Origin of the sequence: Bartonella sp. TT110JLCBS (assembly GCF_042193405.1) — a bacterium.
Taxonomy (GTDB): Bacteria; Pseudomonadota; Alphaproteobacteria; order Rhizobiales; family Rhizobiaceae; genus Bartonella.
Genome location: NZ_JBHILT010000331.1, coordinates 1 through 521 on the forward strand (window position 1 = coordinate 1; position 521 = coordinate 521).

1 protein-coding gene is annotated in these 521 nt (G+C 43.4%); it reads left to right on the plus strand.

What is annotated here, in order from left to right; all coding sequences use genetic code 11:
• Nucleotides 1–17: 17 nt before the first annotated feature.
• Nucleotides 18–521, plus strand: a 504-nt coding sequence (locus ACFILW_RS11165) for a RodZ domain-containing protein (protein WP_375685872.1), incomplete at its 3' end; no start/stop codon positions are given.

The following is a 521-nucleotide window of genomic DNA, read 5'->3' on the forward strand; positions in this document are numbered from 1 at the left end:
AAGGTGTCAGAAGGTATTTGCCAACGATTATCATTAGTGTCATCGTTCTGATTATTCTGGCAGCCATTTGGGTAACGGCGATTGCACGGAATCACCGGGATTCTTCTAAAATTGATAGTAGTTCGGTTTCCGTTTCACGACAATCCAGCAATAAGAAAGCATCTTCTAGTTCAAAGAAGTCATCTACGAAGACTTCCAACACTATTAAATTAACTGAAGCTTCACGGACAAGTACGACGGTTGCTTACCGGTCCACAAAGTCACTTTCTAAGTCCACTAACTTACAAATTTCAACCACTGGAACATCAACCAACAGCGTGTTAGTTGATGGAACTACTCGGTTAAGTCGGACGATGGCTGCAAATGATAAACGGACAGTTGTTTTAGCTAAGTCTGCCCGGAGCATTACCATTCGGGTCGGCAATGCCCGGTCGACTAAGATCAAGATGGGCAACCAAACATTGGACTTTACAGATAAGAGTCGTTACCCATCAACTCGGGTGATTACGATTACTTTGGGT